Origin of the sequence: Saccharopolyspora sp. 6V (assembly GCF_020176785.1) — a bacterium.
Classification (GTDB): domain Bacteria; phylum Actinomycetota; class Actinomycetes; order Mycobacteriales; family Pseudonocardiaceae; genus Saccharopolyspora_C; species Saccharopolyspora_C gregorii.
Map to the genome: position 1 here is coordinate 1 of NZ_JAIUKB010000070.1, position 18,024 is coordinate 18,024.

The window sequence follows — 18,024 nt, forward strand, 5'->3', positions numbered from 1 at the left end:
CCCCCCCCCCCCCCCGGGCCGCGGGGCCTCTCCCCGCCCCCGGGCCCCCCCCCCCCCCCCCAAAAACCCCCCCCTCGCGAGGAAAGCGCTGAGAACCCGCGGGTGGTCCGGTTGCGTGCGTGGTCGTCAGCTCAGCGGCTCCGCCGCTGACAGGCGGACGATGTGGCTCGGTGGGTGGGTTCTGCGGTCGTGGTCCGGTCAGGGGGTGTCGGGTTCGGCGGGGAGGCGGCCTTCGCGGCGGAGGATGGACAGGGCGAGCAGGATCTGCGGCCACACCGTCACATCGCTGAGGTCCAGGTGGGTCAGCGACTCCATCCGCCGCAGCCGGTTGAGCACCGTGTTCCGGTGGCAGTACAGCGATTTCGCCGCGCGCAGCGTGGAGCCGAGCGAGCGGATCCACACCGACACCGTGTGCAGCAGCTCCTCCCGCTCCGCGGTGGGCAGCGCGAGCACCGGCCCGAACGTCACCAGCACCATCCGGTCCGCCAGTTCCGGCGAGCTCAGCGCCAAGGCGTCGGGCAGGCACTCGTCCAGCGACACCGCGCCGGGCCGGTGCGCGGGCAGCGTCGTCATCGCGAGCATCGCCATCCGGTACCCGGCGCCGACCTCCATCAGCGCCGACAGCGACTGGGACACCCCGATGCGCGCCACCGCGCGTTCGCGCAGCGCGCCCGCGACCTCGGCGGGCTGGCCCTCGCCGACGCCGATGATCCCGACCTGGCAACCGGTGCGCAGCCGCCACGTGGAGTCCAGGCCGCGCCGCCGCAACCCGTCGGCGAGTTCGCGCGGTGACGCGGGGCGCTCGCCGGAGGTTTCGGCGACGGCCACCACGAACCGCTTGCCGCGTCCCAGCCCGAGCAGGTGCTCGGCTTCCCCGCGCACCTCGGCGGCCCGTCCGTCCAGCAGCGCATCCATGATCATCGTGCTGCGCAGTTCCGCGCCACCGAGCAGTTCCTGCTCCGCGGCGTGGTAGCTCAGCGCCATCTCGATGGAGAAGCGTTCGGTGACGCCCCACAGCTCCCCGGCCGAACCGACCAGCTCCCGCAGGTGCTGCGGGCCGTGCGCCCCGGTGTGCTCGGCCATGTCCGCCCACAGCACCTGGCCGCTGAGCCGCCACGCGTGCAGCACCCAGTCCAGCGGGCAGTGCTGCTGCGCCCGGCGCACGCCGGTGCTGCGGGCCGGTCCCAGCAGGTCCGGCCGGGACGGGCCGGTGCCGCTCAGCGTCGTGAGCATGCCGTGGATGTTGTCCCGGCAGGATCGCCACAGGTCGTCCTTGGCGACCGGTCCGTCCGGGGTGTACACCGAACCCCACGTCTGGTCCACCAGCGCGTCGGCGAGCTCCGGAACCCTCGCCAGCGAGGCCCGCGCCAGCCCGGCGAGCATCCGCTGCTCCCCGTCGCCGGTGTCCTGACCTGGCTGTTCCGTGGTGGATTCGTCGGTCATGAGCTCCGCTCCTTTGCGGCTCCCGCGAGCGCCGTTCGGGGAAGGGTAATTTCCGGATCACGGCAAGTCCACCAGTCGTGCGAGCACCCGATGGGCCATCCGGCGGCGCGCGTGATGGCAATCCGCACAAGATCCGGTGCGGATCGGTGGGCGGAACGCCCTCGATCCGCGGACCGGTGCTGATCAGGATGGGTCTCCGATCCCACCACCGATCAACGTCGATCGATCGCCGTCCCCGCCGCACGGGGAGGCGGCGGAAGGAGCGCGATGGACCAGCGCCGCACCTCCCAGCCAGGCCGTGGACCTCGGCCGAGCAGCCTGGAGAGCCCGGACCCCGGGGCCACCGGCCTCGACCGCCGCCGGTTCCTCGGCCTGCTGCTGGCCGCGCCCACCGTGGCCGCCGCCGCGCAGCTGGGGCAGTTCGCGGATCCGGCGACCGCGCACGCGGCGCTGCCGGAACCCTCCGACATCCTGGACCTCAACGACCTGCTCACCGAGTCGGCGCTGCCCACCTCGAACCTCATCTCGGTGCAGGTGCACGAGGACGGCACCGCCTCCTTCGAGATGCCGCGCACCGAGAGCGGGCAGGGCATCACCACCATGGTCGCGATGATCATCGCGGAGGAGCTGGACCTGCCGGTGGAGAAGGTCCGGGTGTCGCTGGCCGACGCCCGCCCCGAGCTGATGTTCAACCAGTTCACCGCCGGCTCCAACACGGCGATCTCCATCTACACGCCGGTCCGGGTGGCCGCGGCCATCGCCCGCGGTCGGTTGTTGCAGGCCGCCGCGAACGAGCTCGGCGAACCCGTCGGCCTGCTGACCAGCAAGCTCGGCGTGATCAGCTCGGTCGCGGGCACCCAGCTGCCCTACGGCGACCTCGCGCAGAAGGCCGCCAGCGACGTCACCGAGCAGGTCGAGGCGGTGCTCAAGCCGGAGAGCGAGTTCCGCGTCCTCGGCAAACCGCACAACCGGGTCGACGCCCTCGACGCCGTCACCGGCCGCAAGAAGTTCAGCATGGACCTCGACATCCCCGACGCGCTGCCGACGATGGTGTGCCGCCCGCCGACGATCAAGGGCGGCCCGGAGTCGGTGGTGAACCTCGACGATGTGCGCGGGATGCCCGGCGTCACCGACGTCGTCCCGATCTCCACCGGTGTCGCGGTGCGCGCCCGCACCTTCGGCCAGTGCATCGACGCGGTCCGCGCGTTGGAGGTGAATTGGGAACCCGGCACCGTCGACGGCGAATCCGACGACACCGTGCTGGAGAAGATCAAGGCCTCCGAGATTCCGCTCGTCGTCCCGGACACCGGGTCCACAGTGGAGGGAGAGTTCACCTTCCACTTCCGCAACAACGCCGCGCTCGAACCGAACACCGCCGTAGCCGACGTGCGCCCCGGCAGCGCCGAGATCTGGTCCTGCCTGCAATCGCCGATCCTGTGCAAGCAGGAGGTCGCCGCGAAGCTGGGCTTGCCGCAGGAAGCGGTCAGCGTGCACGTCCAGCAGGGCGGCGGCGCGTTCGGCCGGCGCATGTTCAACGACGTCGTGCTGGAGGCCGTGGAGATCTCCAAGGAGCTCGGCAAGCCCGTCAAGCTCATGTGGCACCGCACCGACGAATGCCGCCAGGGCCGCACCCACCCGATGTGCACCTCCCGCATCCGCGCCAGCTACGTCGACGACAAGGTGCTCACCTTCGAGCAGCGGCACACCAGCATCGCCACCGACTACACGATGGGCTTCGCGGAGGCGATCACGTCCGTCGCCGCCCGGCTGCCCCCGCTGGGGCTGGGCAACTTCGCCGCGTTCTCGGTGCCGGTGTTCGAGCTGACCGTCGGGGTGCCCTACAAGTTCGGGGTCACCACCCAGCTGCTCAACGAGATCATGCAGTACGACACGTTCCCCACCGGCTCCAACCGGAACCTGTTCAACCCGGACGTGCGCACCGCCCAGGAACTCATCGTCGACCAGCTGGCCGCGAAGATGGGCAAGGACCGCTACGAGTTCCGCCGCTCCTTCCTCGACGACGAACGGCTGATCGCGGTCCTCGACGAGGTCGCCGAGGAAGGGGAGTGGGGCCGGTCGATGCCCGACGGCTGCGCGCAGGGCATCGCCGTGCACAAGGAGTACAAGGGCGCCGTCGCGGTCCTCGTGGAGATCGACTGCCGGCCCGAGACGGTGAACCGGCAGATCCGCAACGCCGTCACCGGGCCGCGCGTGACGAAGGTGGTGCTCGCCGTCGACACCGGGCTCGCGCTCAACCCGCGCGGGCTGGAAGCGCAGATGCAGGGCGGCATCTCCGACGGCATCGCGCAGGCGCTCACCTCCAGCCTGCACCTCAAGGACGGCACGTTCCTCGAAGGCAGCTGGGACGACTACTTCTACACCCGGCAGTGGAACGCCCCGCCCGACGTGCGGGTCATCATCATGCCGCCCACCACCGGAAAACCGGGCGGTGCCGGGGAGTTCGGGGTGCCCGCCTCGATGGCCGCGACGGCCTGCGCCTACGGGGCGGCGACCGGCACGATGCCGACGAGCTTCCCCATCAACCACGGGACGTTGAGCTTCGATCCGAAGCCGGTGGTGCCTCCCGTGCCGCAATCACCCACCAACGGCCTGGACTTCGTTTACTGAGTCTTGTCCGCCGGTCGTCCTGCTTTTGCGGGGCGGGTGGCGGAACCTCAGCGTCCTCCTCGCTGCGGGATCTTTTTCACAGGTGGCTCCGCCACATGCGAAAAAGCTGTCCTCGCGAGGAGAACGCTGAGAACCCGCGGGTGATCCGGTTGAGTGCTGGGTCGCTGCTAGCGGCTTCGCCGCTGACGAGAAGAAGGACGTGGGCCGTGCGGGGTTCAGGTGCGCGGCGGGGTTTTCGAAGGACTGGACTTGTGCGGGCGGTCGCTCGGGTCGACCGCGCGCGGCGCGATGAGGGAGGAGCTTTCGGCATGGGACAGCACACTTTCCGGCTCAACGGCGAGACGGTGACGGTGGACATCGAAGACGACGTGCGGCTGCTGTGGGTGCTGCGCGAGGTGCTCGGCTTCTACGGGCCGAAGTACGGCTGCGGCATCAACGTGTGCAAGGCGTGCACCTCGCACATCAACGGCAAGGCGTTCAACCCGTGCTCGGTGCGGGTCGGCGACATCGAGCCCGACGACGAGGTCACCACGATCGAAGGCCTGCCCGGCACCGTCGGCCGCGAGCTGCACCCGATGCAGGAAGCGTGGCTGGACGAGGACGTCGCCCAGTGCGGCTACTGCCAGCCCGGGCAGATCATGGCGGCGGTCGCGAAGGTCCGGCAGGTCACCGAGGAAGGTCGCGACATCACCGAGGCCGACTTGGACGAGATCCGCAACATCTGCCGCTGCGGCACCTACACCCGCATCCGCAAGGCCATCAAGGCGGGCGCGCAGCAGATGTGACCCGGCGCGGGGTGCGGACGCCCCGTCCGGCCGACCGGGCCGGGGGGGCCTTCGTGCGCCGGTGCCCCCGGATGCCTGGCCACCGCGTGCCCGGGACGCTGGATGCCCTGGCCGCCGGGTGCCCTGGCCGCCGGGTGCCCTGGCCGCCGGGTGCCCGGGACGGCCGTCCACCAGAGCACCCGTGCGCCGGTGCCTCCGCGCGCCGGGCCGACCGACCAGTCCGGTACGGCGTCGGCTACGAATGGACCTCGTGCGACTGATCTCGGAACGCCTGCGCGACGCCGTCCGGCTCGGGCGGCGCTTCCCCCGCCGCGGCCGGGGCCCCTGGTTCGGGCTGGCCATCGACCTGGTGTGGCCGGTGCTGGCGTCGAGCTCCCGGCTGCGGCTGCGCGGGGGCCTGCCCGCGGGCGGGGTGCTGGTGGCCACGAACCACCTGTCGTTCGCCGATCCGATCACCGCCACCGCGTTCTGCCTCGCCGCCGGACGCGTCCCGCGCTACCTGGCACGCGCCGACCTGTGGCGGATTCCGCTGGTGGGAAACGTGATGCGCTCCGGAGGGCACATCCCGGTGCACCGCGGCACGGCCCGCGCCCAGGACGCCTACCGGGACGCGGTGCGGGCCGCCGCGGACGGCGAATGCGTGGTGTTCTTCCCGGAGGGCACCTTCTCCGACGATCCCGCGCACTGGCCCGCGCGCGGGCGCACCGGCATCGCCCGCGTCGCGCTGAGCACCGGGGTTCCGGTGGTGCCGCTGGCGAACTGGGGCACGCACCGCCTGCTGCCGCGCCGCCGCCCGCCACGGTTGTTCCGGCGCACCGCGGTCGAGCTGGCCGCCGGACCACCGGTGCCGCTGGACGACCTGATCGGCCTGCCGCTCACCGCGGCCGTCCTGCGGGAGGCCACCGATCGCATCATGGCCGCGATCACCGCGCAGCTGGCCGAGATCAGGTCGGCGGAGCCGGCTAGGTGAGCAGGAAGGAGCGCTCGCCCAGCGTGCTGGGTGCGAACCGGCCCGTGCGCCTGCCCACCAGCTCGCCGTAGAGCGCTCGGCGGGAGTGGAGGTCGTCTCCCGCCTCGAACAGGCGGTCCTGCCAGTCTTCCTTCACCTCGTCCAGGAATCGGACCCAGCCCAGCGGCAGCTCCGCCAGCGGCACGTAGCGCTGGTTGTCCTTGAGCCGGCCACCGCCGATCTTGTCCTTCTTGTGGCCGTAGAAGCTGGATTCCGGGTTCGCGGTGGCCTCCGTGGACAGGGCGTTGTGCCGGTAGCCGACGGGGCTCTTGCCGCCGGGGCCGATCGTCTCGATGCCGACCTGCAACGCCCCGTCCTGGTCCTGCTGCGGCGGGGTGAAGATCAGCAGCAGGTGCCCGTGCGAGTTGTCCGGGAGGATCACGTCACCGTTGAAGTCGTGCCCGCCCATCCCGTCGGCGGCGAGGGGCAGGCCCCACATGCGGACCTGTTCGTCGCTGAGGCGGGAGAGCACGTTGGAGGCCGATGCGGCCATGCCGCCGCGTTCCTCGAACTCGTCGGTCCCGCGGATGTCCATGTGGTGGGTGGCGTAGTCCCGCTTCTCCTCCTTCTCCCGCGCGTTCACGCCGTTCTCCGTGACGCCGAGCCAATCCAGCAGGGCGGTGGGCGGGGGTCCGTCCGCGCCCAGCGCCGGGATGCGGATGTTGACCCGGCCCCCGTGCGCCAAGGCCCTGGCCACGTCGCCGTCGACGTAGTCGACGTGGTCGGCGGCGGCGTCGTCGTAGACCTTCAGACCGTTCTGCAGGATCAGGAAGATCCGGCTCAAGATCGTGTTCGCGCGCACGTTCCGCTTCGCGTCGTCGGCGGACACCAGCGGGTCGTCCTCGAACGCGGGCGCCAAGGTCCGGACGAACGCGTCCTTGATCTGCTCGTCGCGTTCCGCGATGACCCGCTCGCGATCCGCCGCGGGCACGGCGTCGCCGCGCAGGTCCAGGTGCCTGCCCAGGGTGAAGGCCGGGCTTTTCTCCGTGCGGCCGAGGCGTTTCCGCCATTCGACGGTGGCGATCAGCAGCCGCTTCCCCGGTGCCAGGCGCAGCCAGTCGTAGTAGGTGCCCTCCGTCGCGTACGCCACCGCTTCCGCGTAGCTCCCGGTACCGATCGCCCGCAGCCACTTCGGGTCCTGCCGCTCGAGGTCGGCGATCTCGGAGTCGCTGAACACCGGCCCTTCCACGAGGCGGTCCAGCAGCTTGTCCTTCACCGAGAGCGCTTCGATCGAGTCGGGGACCAGTGCGTGGAACCCGCCGCTGGGTTGCCGCAGGAAGCCGGGCGCCGTTGACGACTCCTGCTCCGGCGCCCGTTGCAGCGAACGGGCCACCGCCCGGTTGCCCGCGGTGCGCTGCAGGTGCACCACGCTGGTGCTGGACATCGCGGGGGCCGGAGCTGCGGGCGCGGGGTCCGGCCGCTGGTGGGGCATCGGGCGGGGTCGGTCCTGGCCGGGTACACCGCGTGCGCGTGGCACTCGCATGAACGCCCTCCGATCGGTACTGATCATTACTCTCCGTGGTTGATCGGTCCGGTGGAAGGTCCGATCGGGCAGAACTCGGGGCAAGGTGGCCGCGAACGGCCCGGGATGTGACTTGCGTTCCCGTGCGGACGAGGCTGTTGCACATCGGTTGCGACAACGCCCAGGGTGAGGTGACCCAGGCGAAAGGACCCACCCGTGACCGACCGCGCCATCGAAGCCGTCCGCGACAACTGGACCCAGCGGGCCGCGGCCTACAACGACTTCTACGAGCGCTACGCGCAGGACAAGCGCGAGGCGTGGCGCGCGGTGTGCGACAAGGCCGTGCACGCGGCGTTCCCGGAGCGCACCGCGCCGCTGCGGGTGCTGGACGTGGGCACCGGCACCGGTTTCCTGAGCACGCTGCTGGCCGAGCTCGGCCACGAGGTCACCGCGGTCGACCCGTCCCCGGCGATGCTCGGCTACGCCCGGGAGGAGGCGCGGCGCCGCGACGTGGACGTCCGGTTCGCCGAGTGCGGCGGGCACGACGTCGGCGAGGTGGTGGGCGACGGCTTCGACCTGGTCAGCGCCCGCTACGTGCTGTGGACCCTGCCGGACCCGGTGCGGGCGCTGCGGGTGTGGCGACAGGTGCTGGCCCCGGGCGGCGCGCTGCTGCTGGCCGACGGCGTGTGGCACGGCTGGCGGCACGACGCGCGCCGGGTGCTGGCCTCGCTGCGGCCCGGCGCGGACCACGGCTACCTGCCCAAGGTGCTCCGGGACTACCGGAAGATCGGGCGGGCCACGCCGAACTGGAGCGGGCTCACCGCCGCGAAGACCGGGGAACTGCTGCGGGCGGCGGGGTTCGACGCGGGGGAGCGGCTGGACCACCTGCTGCCGGAATACGCGCACCCGTCCAGCGCCGCGTTCCACCTGCGCACCGCGCGCCCCCGAACGGCGGCCTGACCCCGCGCGGCTGCGGGATCACCCGGCGGACCGTGCTGAGATCATCTCAGTTCTGCGCTGTCGGGGTGCCATCTCGGGAAATTCGACCGGATCGAGTCGGTGATCTTCTAAGATCTGCGGCGATCTGAGCGGATTCAGCTGGAGAGGGCGGCATGGCGGACGGCTCGACGGTCTTCTGGATCAGGGTCGCGGTCGGCGGTGGTCCGCACCGCGGCGGACGGCTGGTGCGATCGTTGCGCGACGAGCTCCGCGACGCCCTGGGCGTCCAGGTCTCGCTCGCCACCGAGCAGGACGCCCCCGGCCCGCTGCTGTGGGCGTCGCTGGGATCCTCCGGCGCGGTGACCGCACCGGCGCTGCTCTGCGCGATCAGCGAGTGGTGCGCCCGCGACGCCTCCCACGAGGTGGAGCTGGTGCTCGGCGGACGGTCGATGTGGCTGTCCGGCCGGCCGAACGAATGCCCCGAACTGGTCCGGGCGCTCCCGCGCGACCTGCGGGCCGACGCGTGACCCGGCCACGCCGCGGCCGGGCGCTGCTGATCGGCGTCGGCCGGGACCACGCGGCGGGCGTCCGGCGGCTCACGGCGGACGGCTACCGGCCGGTGCGCGTGGTGCGGGACCCGTCGGCGGCCCGGCTGCGCGCCGAGATCGCCGAGTTCCTCGACGGCTGCGCGCCGGACGAGCTCGCCCTGCTGCACCTCGCCGCACCCGGGGCGATCGGCCCCGGCGGCGAGCACGTGTTCCTCGCCGCCGACACCGATCCCGACGACCTCGCGGGCACCGGGGTGCACGCCGGGTTCGTCGACGAGCAGCTCGAAGCGTGCCGCGCCGCGCACGCGGTCGCGATCGTGGATTCGCCGCCGCAGCGAGGAGAAACGTCCGTGCGGAGCTGCCCGCTGACCGCGCGCGGCACCTACGTGCTCGCCGGGACCGGCGCGTTCGCCGAGCGGCTCGCCGAGGCGTGGCGCACCGCGGGGAGCGGTGGGGCGGAGCTCACCGCCGACGCGCTGTTCGAGCACCTCGACCGGCGGCTGCGGGCCGCGGGCGAGCGACCACCGGTGCGGTCCGCGGTCGACGTGGACGACGCGATCGCGCTCTCCTTCCGCGCGCGGCGGGCACCGGGTCCCGCACCGGAGCGGGACGACTCGGAGCGGGACGACCCGGACCTGGCCGCGGTCCTCGGCTACTACCGGCGCTGCCTGCTGGCCGAGGAACCGCACTCCGGGCTGATCCCGGTGCGCGCCGCCGGCGAGCGGTACGTCGTGCTGCCCGGCCGGGAACGGCTGCTGTCCGGCGAGCTCGACGACGACGGCTGCGCACCGGTGCCGCCCGGTGCGGCCGCGTTCCTCGACGAGGCCGAACGGCGCGGACGCCCGCTGTGGGCGGGCTACCCGGCGGTGCTGCTGCCCGGCCGCGCCGGTGCCGCCGCCGAGTTCGCGCCACTGCTGGTGCGCCGCGTCGAACCCGTCGGTTCCGGTGCGGGACGCAGGCTCCGCCCCGTCGGGCCGGTGCTGCCGCACCGCGGGCTGGCGCGGCGGCGGCTCGGCGTGGAGGGCACCGACGCCCTCGCCGCCTGGTTCGCGCCGGGCTGGCGCGGCGGGCGGCGCGCGCGGATGGCCGCCGACGTGCACGACCTGCTGCACGGCACCTACCGGTTGCCGGGCGGCGCGCAACCGGAGCCGGACGCCCTGGACGAATCCCTCGACGGTCGCGGCGACGGCGCCCGCAACGTGGCGGTGCTGTTCGCCGAACAGCCGCGGCTGATCAGCCCGGGTGCCTTCGACGATCTGGCGGGCATCGCCGAACAACCCGGCCGGGTCGCGGGCACCGCACTGGGTGCGCTGCTCGACGGCGACACCACCGAGGTCGACGAACCGCCGCGACCGGTGCTGCCGTGGCCCGCCGACGAATCGCAGCGGCAGGCGGTGCGCACGGCGATGAGCAGGCGGCTCAGCACCGTCACCGGTCCGCCCGGCAGCGGCAAGACCGCGTTGGTCGCGAACCTCGTCGCGACCGCCGTCTTCACCGGCCAGCGGGTGCTGGTGGCCGACGCCGACGACCCCGCGGTGCACGAGGTGTGGCGGCGTTGCGCGGCGGTGCCCGGCGCGCTGGTGCGCACCGGCGCGGAGCTCGCCGACCGGATCGGCCCGCGCCCGCGCCGGTGGGCGCGACGGGCCGGCGGGGCCGCCGACGCCTGGATCTTCACCCGCTGGCGGCGTGCGAGCGTGCAGCGCGCCCTCGGCATCGAACCGGGGGACTGCGCGGACCGGGACCCGCGGGCGATCTGCCGGGCCGTCGCCGAGTTCGCCGCGGCCGAGCACACGTGGCGCGAGCAGCGGGCGCTGCTGCGGGAGCGCCCCGACGACCAGCGGCTCGCCGACGCGCTGCGCAGCGCGCAGGACGCGGCCCGCACCGCGGCCGAACAGGTGCTGCTCGCCTCGGTCCGGCAGCAGGACGACGGCGACCCCGCGGTGCGCAGCCGCGCCGCGACCTGCGAGGAGGCGGCGCGGCTGCCGCTGGTGCCCGCCCTGTTCGACCTGGTCGTCGTCGACGAGGCCGCGCACTGCGGCATCGCCGCGCTGCTGCCGCTGCTGTTCCGCGCGCGCCGCGCCGTCGTCCTCGGCGATGCCGGGCAGCTCGCGCACGTCACGCACCTCGACCCGGCGGCCGAGTCGCGGATCCGCCGGGACCTGCGGATCCCGGCGGACTGGCTGGAGGAGCGGGCGCTGAGCTTCCGGCGGCACAGCGCCTGGCACGCGGCCGAACGCGCCACCGGCGGCGCGATCCGGCTCGACGAGCACCACCGCTGCCACCCGCGGATCGCCGACACCGCCGCCGGCCTGTTCCCCGGCGAGGCGCAGGTCGTGCTCACCGACATCCGCGGCAGGCCCGCCATGGAACGACCCGCCTTGGAGTGGCGGGACGTGCCCGGCCGCGCGTGCGCGCCGGAGCGGGGCGGCAGCTGGCACAACCCGGAGGAGGCCGCCGTGGTGGCCCGGGTGGTGGCGGCGCTGCGCCGCTCGTTGCCGGAGCACGCCACGATCGGCGTGATCGCGCTGTTCCGCCCGCAGAGCCGGTTGCTGGAGCAGCGGCTCGCCGGTGATCCGCGGGTGCGCATCGGCACCGTGCACGACTTCCAGGGCGGGGAGTGCGACGCGGTGGTGCTCTCCCCGGTCGCGGCGCCCGGCGTCGCGGAGGGCGCGGCACGCTGGCTGGACCGGCGCTGCGACCTGTGGCACGTGGCGATCACCCGGGCGCGCTCGCAGCTCGTGGTGGTCGGGGACGCGACGTTCTGGGAAGGGCGCCACGGCATCGGCGCGGACCTGCTCGCGGCCGCGCGCCGCGGGCACCGCGCGCCCGAACCGGACGTCCACCAGCGGCGGCTGCACGAGCTGCTGCCGGGGATGTCGGTGCAGCTGGACCAGGTGCTGAACGGCCACCGGGTGGACGCGTCGATCTCCGACGGCGGGGTGCCGCTGTCGGTGCTGCTGGACCGGGGTCCGGAGGGCGGGGTCGATCCGGCCGAGCACCTGCACCGGATGCTGCGCCGCCGCGAGCTGCTGGACCCCGAACCGGGGGTGCGCTCAGCGGTGCGGATGCCGGTGTGGCGGCTGCACGACCTCGGCGACACCGACGACCTGCTGGGGCTGCGCGCGACCGACCACCGGGCCCCGGTGCGGTGACGCCGCCCGGTGCGAGGACCCGGAATCCCGGCCGTGGCGCGGAGATCGAGTCCGCGCCACGGCCCGGGAGTCACTTCGGCAGGTCATCACCGATGTGCGTGGCGGCCTTGAACGCCACCTTCAGCGGGGACCAGCCGTTCTCCGTGGTGTGCGGCCCGCCGCCGGCACCGTGGTGCCAGTAGCGCAGGCAGAACCCGCCGGCTCCCTTGGTGGAGCGCAGCGCGCCGTGGCTGATCTCCGGGTCGGAGCACTCGTTCGACCCGTCGCCGTCGAGGTCCTCGTCGAAGCCGTACTTCTGGTGCGCGAAGTACCCCTTGTCGATCGCGGAGGGGTACGAGACGGTTCCGTCCTCAGTGGACCCGGCGAGGCTCCAGTCGATGTCCTTCGCCCACGGGTCGTCCAGGCCGCGGTCGTCCTTCCCCTTCGCGGATTCGTGCAGCTTGTCGATGAACCCGGAGCCGCCGTCCTTCGTCGGCGTCATCTGGTGCCACTGCCTGCTGCACTTCTTCGCCTCGAACTCGTCCTTGGTGCAGCCGTCGCGCAATCCCTGGTGCGGGGTGCCGAGGGTGACGACGTTGCGCACGTCCACCTCCGACGGGAACCCGCTCCAGCCTTCCCGGGTGCCGAGGATCGCGACGCGGGTGATCAGCCCGCCCATCGAGTGCGCGACGATGTCGACCTGCTTCCCCTTCGCCGTGTAGTTCGCGTGGATGTGGTTGGCGAAGTCCTTCGCGATCTCCTGGATGGGCCGGTTCTTGGTGGCCTCCCCGTCGCCGATCACGTCGTCGCAGTGCGCGGAATCGCCCGCGTAGTAGCCGATCGTCCGCAGCGAGCCGCGGTCCCGGCCGCCCGGGTGCTGGTAGTACTCCAGCGCGGTCTTCCAGGTGGAGCTGTTGCAGGACGTCGGCGGGTCGGTGTTGAACCCGTGCACCAGCAGCATCGTCGGCTGCTCGGCCGCGGGTGCCGCGTCACCGGCCGCCTGCGCGGTGGCCGGGATGCTCAGGACCAGTCCGGCGGCGAGTGCCGCGGCCGCTCCGCGCCATCGTCGGCTGATCATGTGGATGCTCCTTCCGATCGAGGTCGACGCGGGCCCCAGGTGTTCCCCCGCGTCGCTCCCGACCTCGCGGGCCGCCCGCACCGGCGGGCGTCGCGCCCCCACGGCGATCGGCCGCGAGGTCGGGCCCGGCACGCTAACCCCCGAACCCGCGGCCACGTGGCCGAACGCGCCGAATTGCGCCACCTGGAGCAACGGGGAGCGGCGAGCGCGTCGGTGCTCGGGAGCGCGTCCTCGCACGGCAGCCGGCCGCGGCACCGGGATCGAACCGGACGTCGACGGCGTTCGCCCCGCGGCGGCTTCCCGGAAGGTCCACGAAGGACGGGCCGGCGGCGGTCGAGGAACGCCCCGCCGTGACCACCATCTCGGCGCTCGTCCCGGCGGGTGGCGCTACCGTGGGCCGATGGAGCTGCGGCAGTTGGAGCACTTCCTCGCGGTCGCGCGGCACGGCAGCTTCACCGGGGCGGCGCGCGAGGTGCACGTCGTGCAGTCCGCGCTGAGCGCGTCCGTCCGCAAGCTCGAAGTGGAGCTGGGCTCCGCGCTGTTCGAGCGCACCAGCCGCAAGGTGCTGCTCACCGAGGCGGGCCGCGCGCTGCTGCCGACGGCGCGGCGGATCACCGCCGACGTGGTCGCGGCCCGCGGCGAGGTGGCCGCGGTGCAGGGCCTGTCGCGGGGGCGGGTGTCGATCGGCACCATCCAGACGTTGACGGTGCTCGACCTGCCCGCCGAGCTCGGTGAGTTCCGGCTGCGGTACCCGGGGGTGCGCATCCACGTGCGCGAAGGGATCATGCCGGACCTGGCGAACGCGGTGGTGGCCGGTGAGCTGGACCTGGCGTACGTGGCCGGGGAGGGCCCGTTCGACGCGGAGCTCGTCCGCTTCGGCGAGTGGACCCAGCGCATGGCGTTGGTCTGCCACCCCGGGCACCGGCTGGCCGGTCGCGACCGGGTGCGGCTGACCGAGTGCGGGGACGAACCGTTCGTCGAATTCCTCGGCAGCAGCCTGCAGGCGATGATCGCGCGCGGGTTCGCCGACGCCGGGGTGCGGCTCAACCGGGTCTGCGAGGCCACGCACGTCCCGCTGCTGATCGCCCTGGTGGCGGCGGGGCTCGGGGTGAGCATCGTGCCGGACGTCGTCGCCGAGCGCTCCGGCCTGCCGCACGCGCGGCTGGCGGAACCGGCGCTGGTCCGGCCGATCCGCCTGGTCGGGCGCTCCGCGGAGCTCACCAACCCGGCCGCTCGGGCGCTGCTCGCGCACCTCGTCGGCTGACGGCCTATCCCTCGACTTCCGTTGCGGAGCAGGAAGAACCACGATCCGCCGCGCAGGGTCGAAGACGGGCGGTGGACGCGGGAGCACCGGACCAGGCCAGCAGGCCGGTCGCCGCCAGCAGCGCCAGCAGGGCCAGCAGCTGCGCGCCCGCGAGCCCCAGCGCGAGCGCGAGCAGCAGCGTCCGCGCGGCGAAGCAGCGCATCAACCGGGCCAGATCGCTCGAAGGCATGTCGGGATTCCTCTCGGGGGTGTCGGCGCTCCGGAATGCGTCCGGTGCGCTCGCTCCGAGTGTTCGGCCGATGTCCGCCCCGGTCCAACGACCGTTCTCGATGGCCGCCAGCTGCGGAACAGATGGGTCCTCCCCGATGCGGAATTCGAAGTGTTCATTTCCATTGTCGAACGGCTCCGGAAATCGAATCGTCCGCCCGTTCGTGTGATCGAGTTCCGGTTGCCGGTCGCCGATCAAGATGGTGGCGGCCGGATCGGCTCGCCTACTTCTGGGAAAGGTGTGCCATGCAACGTGTTCTCGTCCGGTTCGGCGTCCTCGCGGCCGCGGTGCTGACCGCGCTGTCCGGAATGCTCGCCGGTGCGGCCGGTGCGGCGTCCGCGGAATTGCGCATCATCAACTCGGCCACCGATGGGAGCCTGCTCCCGCAGAACTACGGGAACAACTCGAACGACGGAATCTGGATGTACGCGTGGAATTCGGCGAGCACCGCCGACGGTGACCGCTGGTCGGTGGAGAACTCCGGCGGTTACTACCTGATCCGCAACGACAAGACCGGGAAGTGCCTCAAGCCGGGCGGCCAGTACTACGGGAAGACCGCGCTCACCCAGGGCGAGTGCAGGCACGTCCCCGAGTTCCAGTGGTCCCTGCCGAGCAGGTCGTTCGGCGGAAACGAGTACAAGATCGTGTCCCGGTCGACCGAACAGGTCGTGGCGCCGTACTACGGCAACGCGCTCAACGAGGTCGTCGTCTTGGAGCCGAACAGCGACCAGGACAAGAACTGGTGGCTCATCGACGCCGCATGAGTGACCCCGCCGCTCGGTTGCCCCCGGGGGTCGGGTGGCGGACTTCTCAGCGGTTCCCTCGCTGCGGGATCCATTTCTCGTGCAGCACCGCGGCGACATCGCCGTCTTCGCGAGGGAACCGCTGAGAACTCGCGGGGGTCCGGTTTCTCGGGTGGTCGGCGGCTCGACGGCTTCGCCGCTGACGGGGAACCGGCGGGACGAGTTCGGGGACCGGATCTCCTCCGCTGTGGATTCGGCCCAGCCGACGTGGATCAGGCCAGCAGGTCGAGCCCGGCTCGGACGATGGTGTCGGTGTCCAGGCCGTGGTGGCGGTAGACGTCCTCCGGGGAACCGGACTGGCCGAAGTCGGTGACGCCGAGGGTGGTGCTCGGCACCCGGTTCACCGTCGCCAGGAACGCGAGGGTGTGCGGGTGCCCGTCGCCGATCGTCACCAGCGGTGCCGCCCGGTGCGCGGGGAACGCCTGGTCCAAGATCCAGCTCGACCCGTCCTGGCGCCCCTGCCGTGCCCGCAGCGCGCGGAACAGCAGGTCGGGGCTGGTCACGCACACCACGTCGGTGTCCACCCCGGCCTGGCCGAGGCGGTCGGCGGCGGCCAGCGCCTCCGGCACGGTCACGCCCATCGCGGCGATGGTGAGCTTCGGGTCCGGGGTGCTGCGCAGCGGGTACGCCCCGGCGACGACCTGCCGCCTGCGGCGTTCCCGCGCCGCCGGATCGGCCGGGACCGCGGCGAGGTTCTGGTCCAGCGGCCGGGTCGACAACCGCAGGTAGGCGGAGGTGCCGCCCGGCTTGCCGAGCTGCGCCAGCGAGGCGAGCAGCGCCCACTCCACGTCCTGCGCGAACGCCGGTTCGTAGCTGGTGCAGCCGGGTTGTTCGAGCCCGATGGACGGGGTCTTCACTGACTGGTGCGCGCCGCCTTCCGGCGCCAGGCTCACCCCGGAGGGCGTGCCGACGAGGATGGACTGACCGCCGCTGTAGATGCCGAACGCCCACGGCTCCAGCGCGCGTTCCACGAACGGGTCGTAGAGCACGCCGATCGGCAGCAGCGGCTCGCCCCACCTGCTCCAGGTCGAGCCGAGCTCGCCCAGCAGCCCCACCAGGTTCGTCTCGGCGATGCCCAGTTCCACGTGCTGGCCGGTGGGTTGTTCCCGCCAGTGCAGGATGGTCTCGGCGTCGTCGGCGAACCAGTCCCGGCGCTGCCGCGAGGACCACACCCCGACCTTGTTCACCCAGCCGCCGAGGTTCGTGGTGGAGCTGACGTCCGGGCACACGGTCACGACGCGCCGCGCCGCCTCCGGGGACTGCCGGGTGAGGTCCAGCAGCACCCGTCCCAGCGCGGCCTGCGTGGTCGCGGTGCCGGTGGGGGTGCGGCCGATGTCGAGCGGCAGCGCGGGCGGCGCGGTCGCGGGCACCGGTTCGCGGCGCAGCCGGGCCCCCGCCTCGGCGCACAACCGGCCGGCGTCGGTGCCGGCGTCGAACCGCTGCCACGGCCGGTCCACGTCGGCGCCGAGCCGGGGCGCGAGTTCGGCGAACTGCTCGTGGGTGAGCAGCGAGGAGTGGTTCTGCGGGTGCCCCTCGGTGGGCAGCCCGTGCCCCTTCACGGTGTAGGCGAAGATCACCGTGGGCCGGGTGTCGTCGATCTCGCCGAACACCTCGCCGAGCGCGCCCAGGTCGTGGCCGCCGAGGTTGCGGATCGCGGCCAGCAGCGTCGCGTCGTCCAGCTCGGCGATCAGGGCATCGATGGCCTCGCGCGCCGGGCCGTCACCGGGCAGCCGGTCCCGCAGCTGCGCGGCGTCGCAGCGCAGCAGCCGCTGGTACTCCGGGTTCGTCATGGTGTCGATGCGGTCCCGCAGCGCGTCGCCGCCGGGGCGGGCGAACAGCTCCTCCAGCAGCCGCCCGTACTTGAGCTCCAGCGTCTGCCAGCCCGCGGCGGCGAACATGCCGCGCAGCCGCCCGGCGGCGATGTTCGGCACCACCCGGTCCAGGGACTGCCGGTTGAGGTCGACGACCCACACCAGCTCGCCGAGCTCGGCGACGGCCGGGTCCAGCAGCGCCTCCCACACGGCGCCCTCGTCCAATTCGGCGTCGCCGACGAGGGAGAACTGCCGCCCGGTGCCGCCGCCCCCGGTGGTGGAGCGCACGTAGCGGCGCGCCAGCGCACCCCAGATCGGGGCGGTGGCGCCGATGCCGACGGACCCGGTGGAGTAGTCGACCGGGTCGGGGTCCTTGGAGCGGCTCGGATAGCTCTGCAGGCCGCCGAACTCGCGCAGCGTCGGCAGGTAGCGCTCGTCGAGCTCGCCGATGAGGTAGTTGATGGCGTGCAGCACGGGGGAGGCGTGCGGTTTCACCGACACCCGGTCGTCGGGGCCGAGCTCGTGGAACCACAGCGCCGTCATGATCGACACCATCGAGGCGCAGGACGCCTGGTGCCCGCCGACCTTCAGACCCGAGGGGTTCGGCCGGTTCCGGTTCGCCTCGTGGATGATCGCGGTGGACAGCCACAGCACCCGCCGTTCGATCTCGGCGAGCGCCTCCTGCTCGCGCGTACCGCTGTGCTGGGCGACTGCGTCGTCGGCCATCGGTCGAACTCCTCACGAACCGGGTGACCCGCGGCCACCGCTGGGCATGAATGGTGTGAACTCCACCAACACTTCGTTTTCTGCACAAGTCAGCGCGGCGTGATGCAGCAGAATGCTCAAGTCCGCCCG

Annotated in this window: 13 protein-coding genes; 8 read left to right on the forward strand and 5 right to left on the reverse strand. The window is 72.8% G+C overall.

What is annotated here, in order from left to right:
• Nucleotides 1-198: 198 nt before the first annotated feature.
• Nucleotides 199-1,443 (reverse strand): CdaR family transcriptional regulator, encoded by a 1,245-nt coding sequence (locus LCD35_RS14985; protein WP_224968268.1) that lies wholly within the window; start codon nt 1,441-1,443, stop codon nt 199-201.
• Nucleotides 1,444-1,710: 267 nt separating this feature from the next.
• Between LCD35_RS14985 and LCD35_RS14990 the strand changes: the two genes are divergently transcribed.
• From LCD35_RS14990 to LCD35_RS15000, 3 genes are all read left to right on the forward strand, one after another.
• A complete protein-coding gene (locus tag LCD35_RS14990; protein WP_225044350.1) occupies nt 1,711-4,071 on the forward strand; it encodes a molybdopterin cofactor-binding domain-containing protein in 2,361 nt (786 codons plus the stop codon).
• A gap of 308 nt (nt 4,072-4,379) precedes the next feature.
• Nucleotides 4,380-4,856 carry a (2Fe-2S)-binding protein gene (locus LCD35_RS14995; protein ID WP_224958637.1) on the forward strand — a complete coding sequence of 159 codons (477 nt, stop codon included), beginning with the start codon at nt 4,380-4,382 and terminating at the stop codon, nt 4,854-4,856.
• A gap of 241 nt (nt 4,857-5,097) precedes the next feature.
• The gene (locus tag LCD35_RS15000; RefSeq protein WP_374108080.1) at nt 5,098-5,826 is read left to right on the forward strand and encodes a lysophospholipid acyltransferase family protein; all 729 of its coding nucleotides are present in this window, start codon (nt 5,098-5,100) and stop codon (nt 5,824-5,826) included.
• Here the strand turns inward: LCD35_RS15000 and LCD35_RS15005 are convergent.
• On the reverse strand, nt 5,819-7,249 hold the full coding sequence (locus tag LCD35_RS15005; protein ID WP_225044351.1) for a hypothetical protein: 1,431 nt from the start codon (nt 7,247-7,249) through the stop codon (nt 5,819-5,821). The two genes, LCD35_RS15000 and LCD35_RS15005, sit on opposite strands and share 8 nt — an antisense overlap.
• Before the next feature lie 294 nt (nt 7,250-7,543).
• On the opposite strand from LCD35_RS15005, the gene LCD35_RS15010 reads away from it, so the two are divergent.
• The 3 genes from LCD35_RS15010 (at nt 7,544) to LCD35_RS15020 (ending at nt 11,966) form a co-directional block, all read left to right on the forward strand.
• Complete coding sequence (locus LCD35_RS15010; protein WP_224958640.1) at nt 7,544-8,287, forward strand: class I SAM-dependent methyltransferase; 744 nt, start codon at nt 7,544-7,546, stop codon at nt 8,285-8,287.
• Nucleotides 8,288-8,439: 152 nt separating this feature from the next.
• Entirely contained in the window at nt 8,440-8,793 is a 354-nt protein-coding gene (locus tag LCD35_RS15015; protein WP_224958641.1) for a hypothetical protein, read from the forward strand.
• Nucleotides 8,790-11,966: an AAA domain-containing protein gene (locus LCD35_RS15020; RefSeq protein ID WP_225044352.1), complete on the forward strand. Its 3,177-nt coding sequence runs from the start codon at nt 8,790-8,792 to the stop codon at nt 11,964-11,966. Before LCD35_RS15015 ends, LCD35_RS15020 begins: the two co-directional genes overlap by 4 nt.
• A gap of 70 nt (nt 11,967-12,036) precedes the next feature.
• On the opposite strand, the gene LCD35_RS15025 is transcribed toward LCD35_RS15020, so the two are convergent.
• Nucleotides 12,037-13,023 (reverse strand): triacylglycerol lipase, encoded by a 987-nt coding sequence (locus LCD35_RS15025; RefSeq protein WP_224967306.1) that lies wholly within the window; start codon nt 13,021-13,023, stop codon nt 12,037-12,039.
• Nucleotides 13,024-13,423: 400 nt separating this feature from the next.
• Here LCD35_RS15025 and LCD35_RS15030 point away from each other — a divergent pair, with 400 nt between their 5' ends.
• Nucleotides 13,424-14,287 (forward strand): LysR family transcriptional regulator, encoded by an 864-nt coding sequence (locus LCD35_RS15030; RefSeq protein ID WP_224958643.1) that lies wholly within the window; start codon nt 13,424-13,426, stop codon nt 14,285-14,287.
• Nucleotides 14,288-14,291: 4 nt separating this feature from the next.
• Here the strand turns inward: LCD35_RS15030 and LCD35_RS15035 are convergent, their stop codons facing one another.
• Nucleotides 14,292-14,516, reverse strand: a complete 225-nt coding sequence (locus tag LCD35_RS15035; protein ID WP_224967304.1) for a hypothetical protein — start codon at nt 14,514-14,516, stop codon at nt 14,292-14,294.
• A 284-nt stretch (nt 14,517-14,800) separates the two neighbouring features.
• Between LCD35_RS15035 and LCD35_RS15040 the strand changes: the two genes are divergently transcribed.
• Nucleotides 14,801-15,319 (forward strand): RICIN domain-containing protein, encoded by a 519-nt coding sequence (locus LCD35_RS15040; protein ID WP_224967303.1) that lies wholly within the window; start codon nt 14,801-14,803, stop codon nt 15,317-15,319.
• A 251-nt stretch (nt 15,320-15,570) separates the two neighbouring features.
• Here LCD35_RS15040 and LCD35_RS15045 read toward each other — a convergent pair whose 3' ends face one another.
• Complete coding sequence (locus LCD35_RS15045; protein WP_225044353.1) at nt 15,571-17,895, reverse strand: pyruvate dehydrogenase; 2,325 nt, start codon at nt 17,893-17,895, stop codon at nt 15,571-15,573.
• Nucleotides 17,896-18,024: the final 129 nt, after the last annotated feature.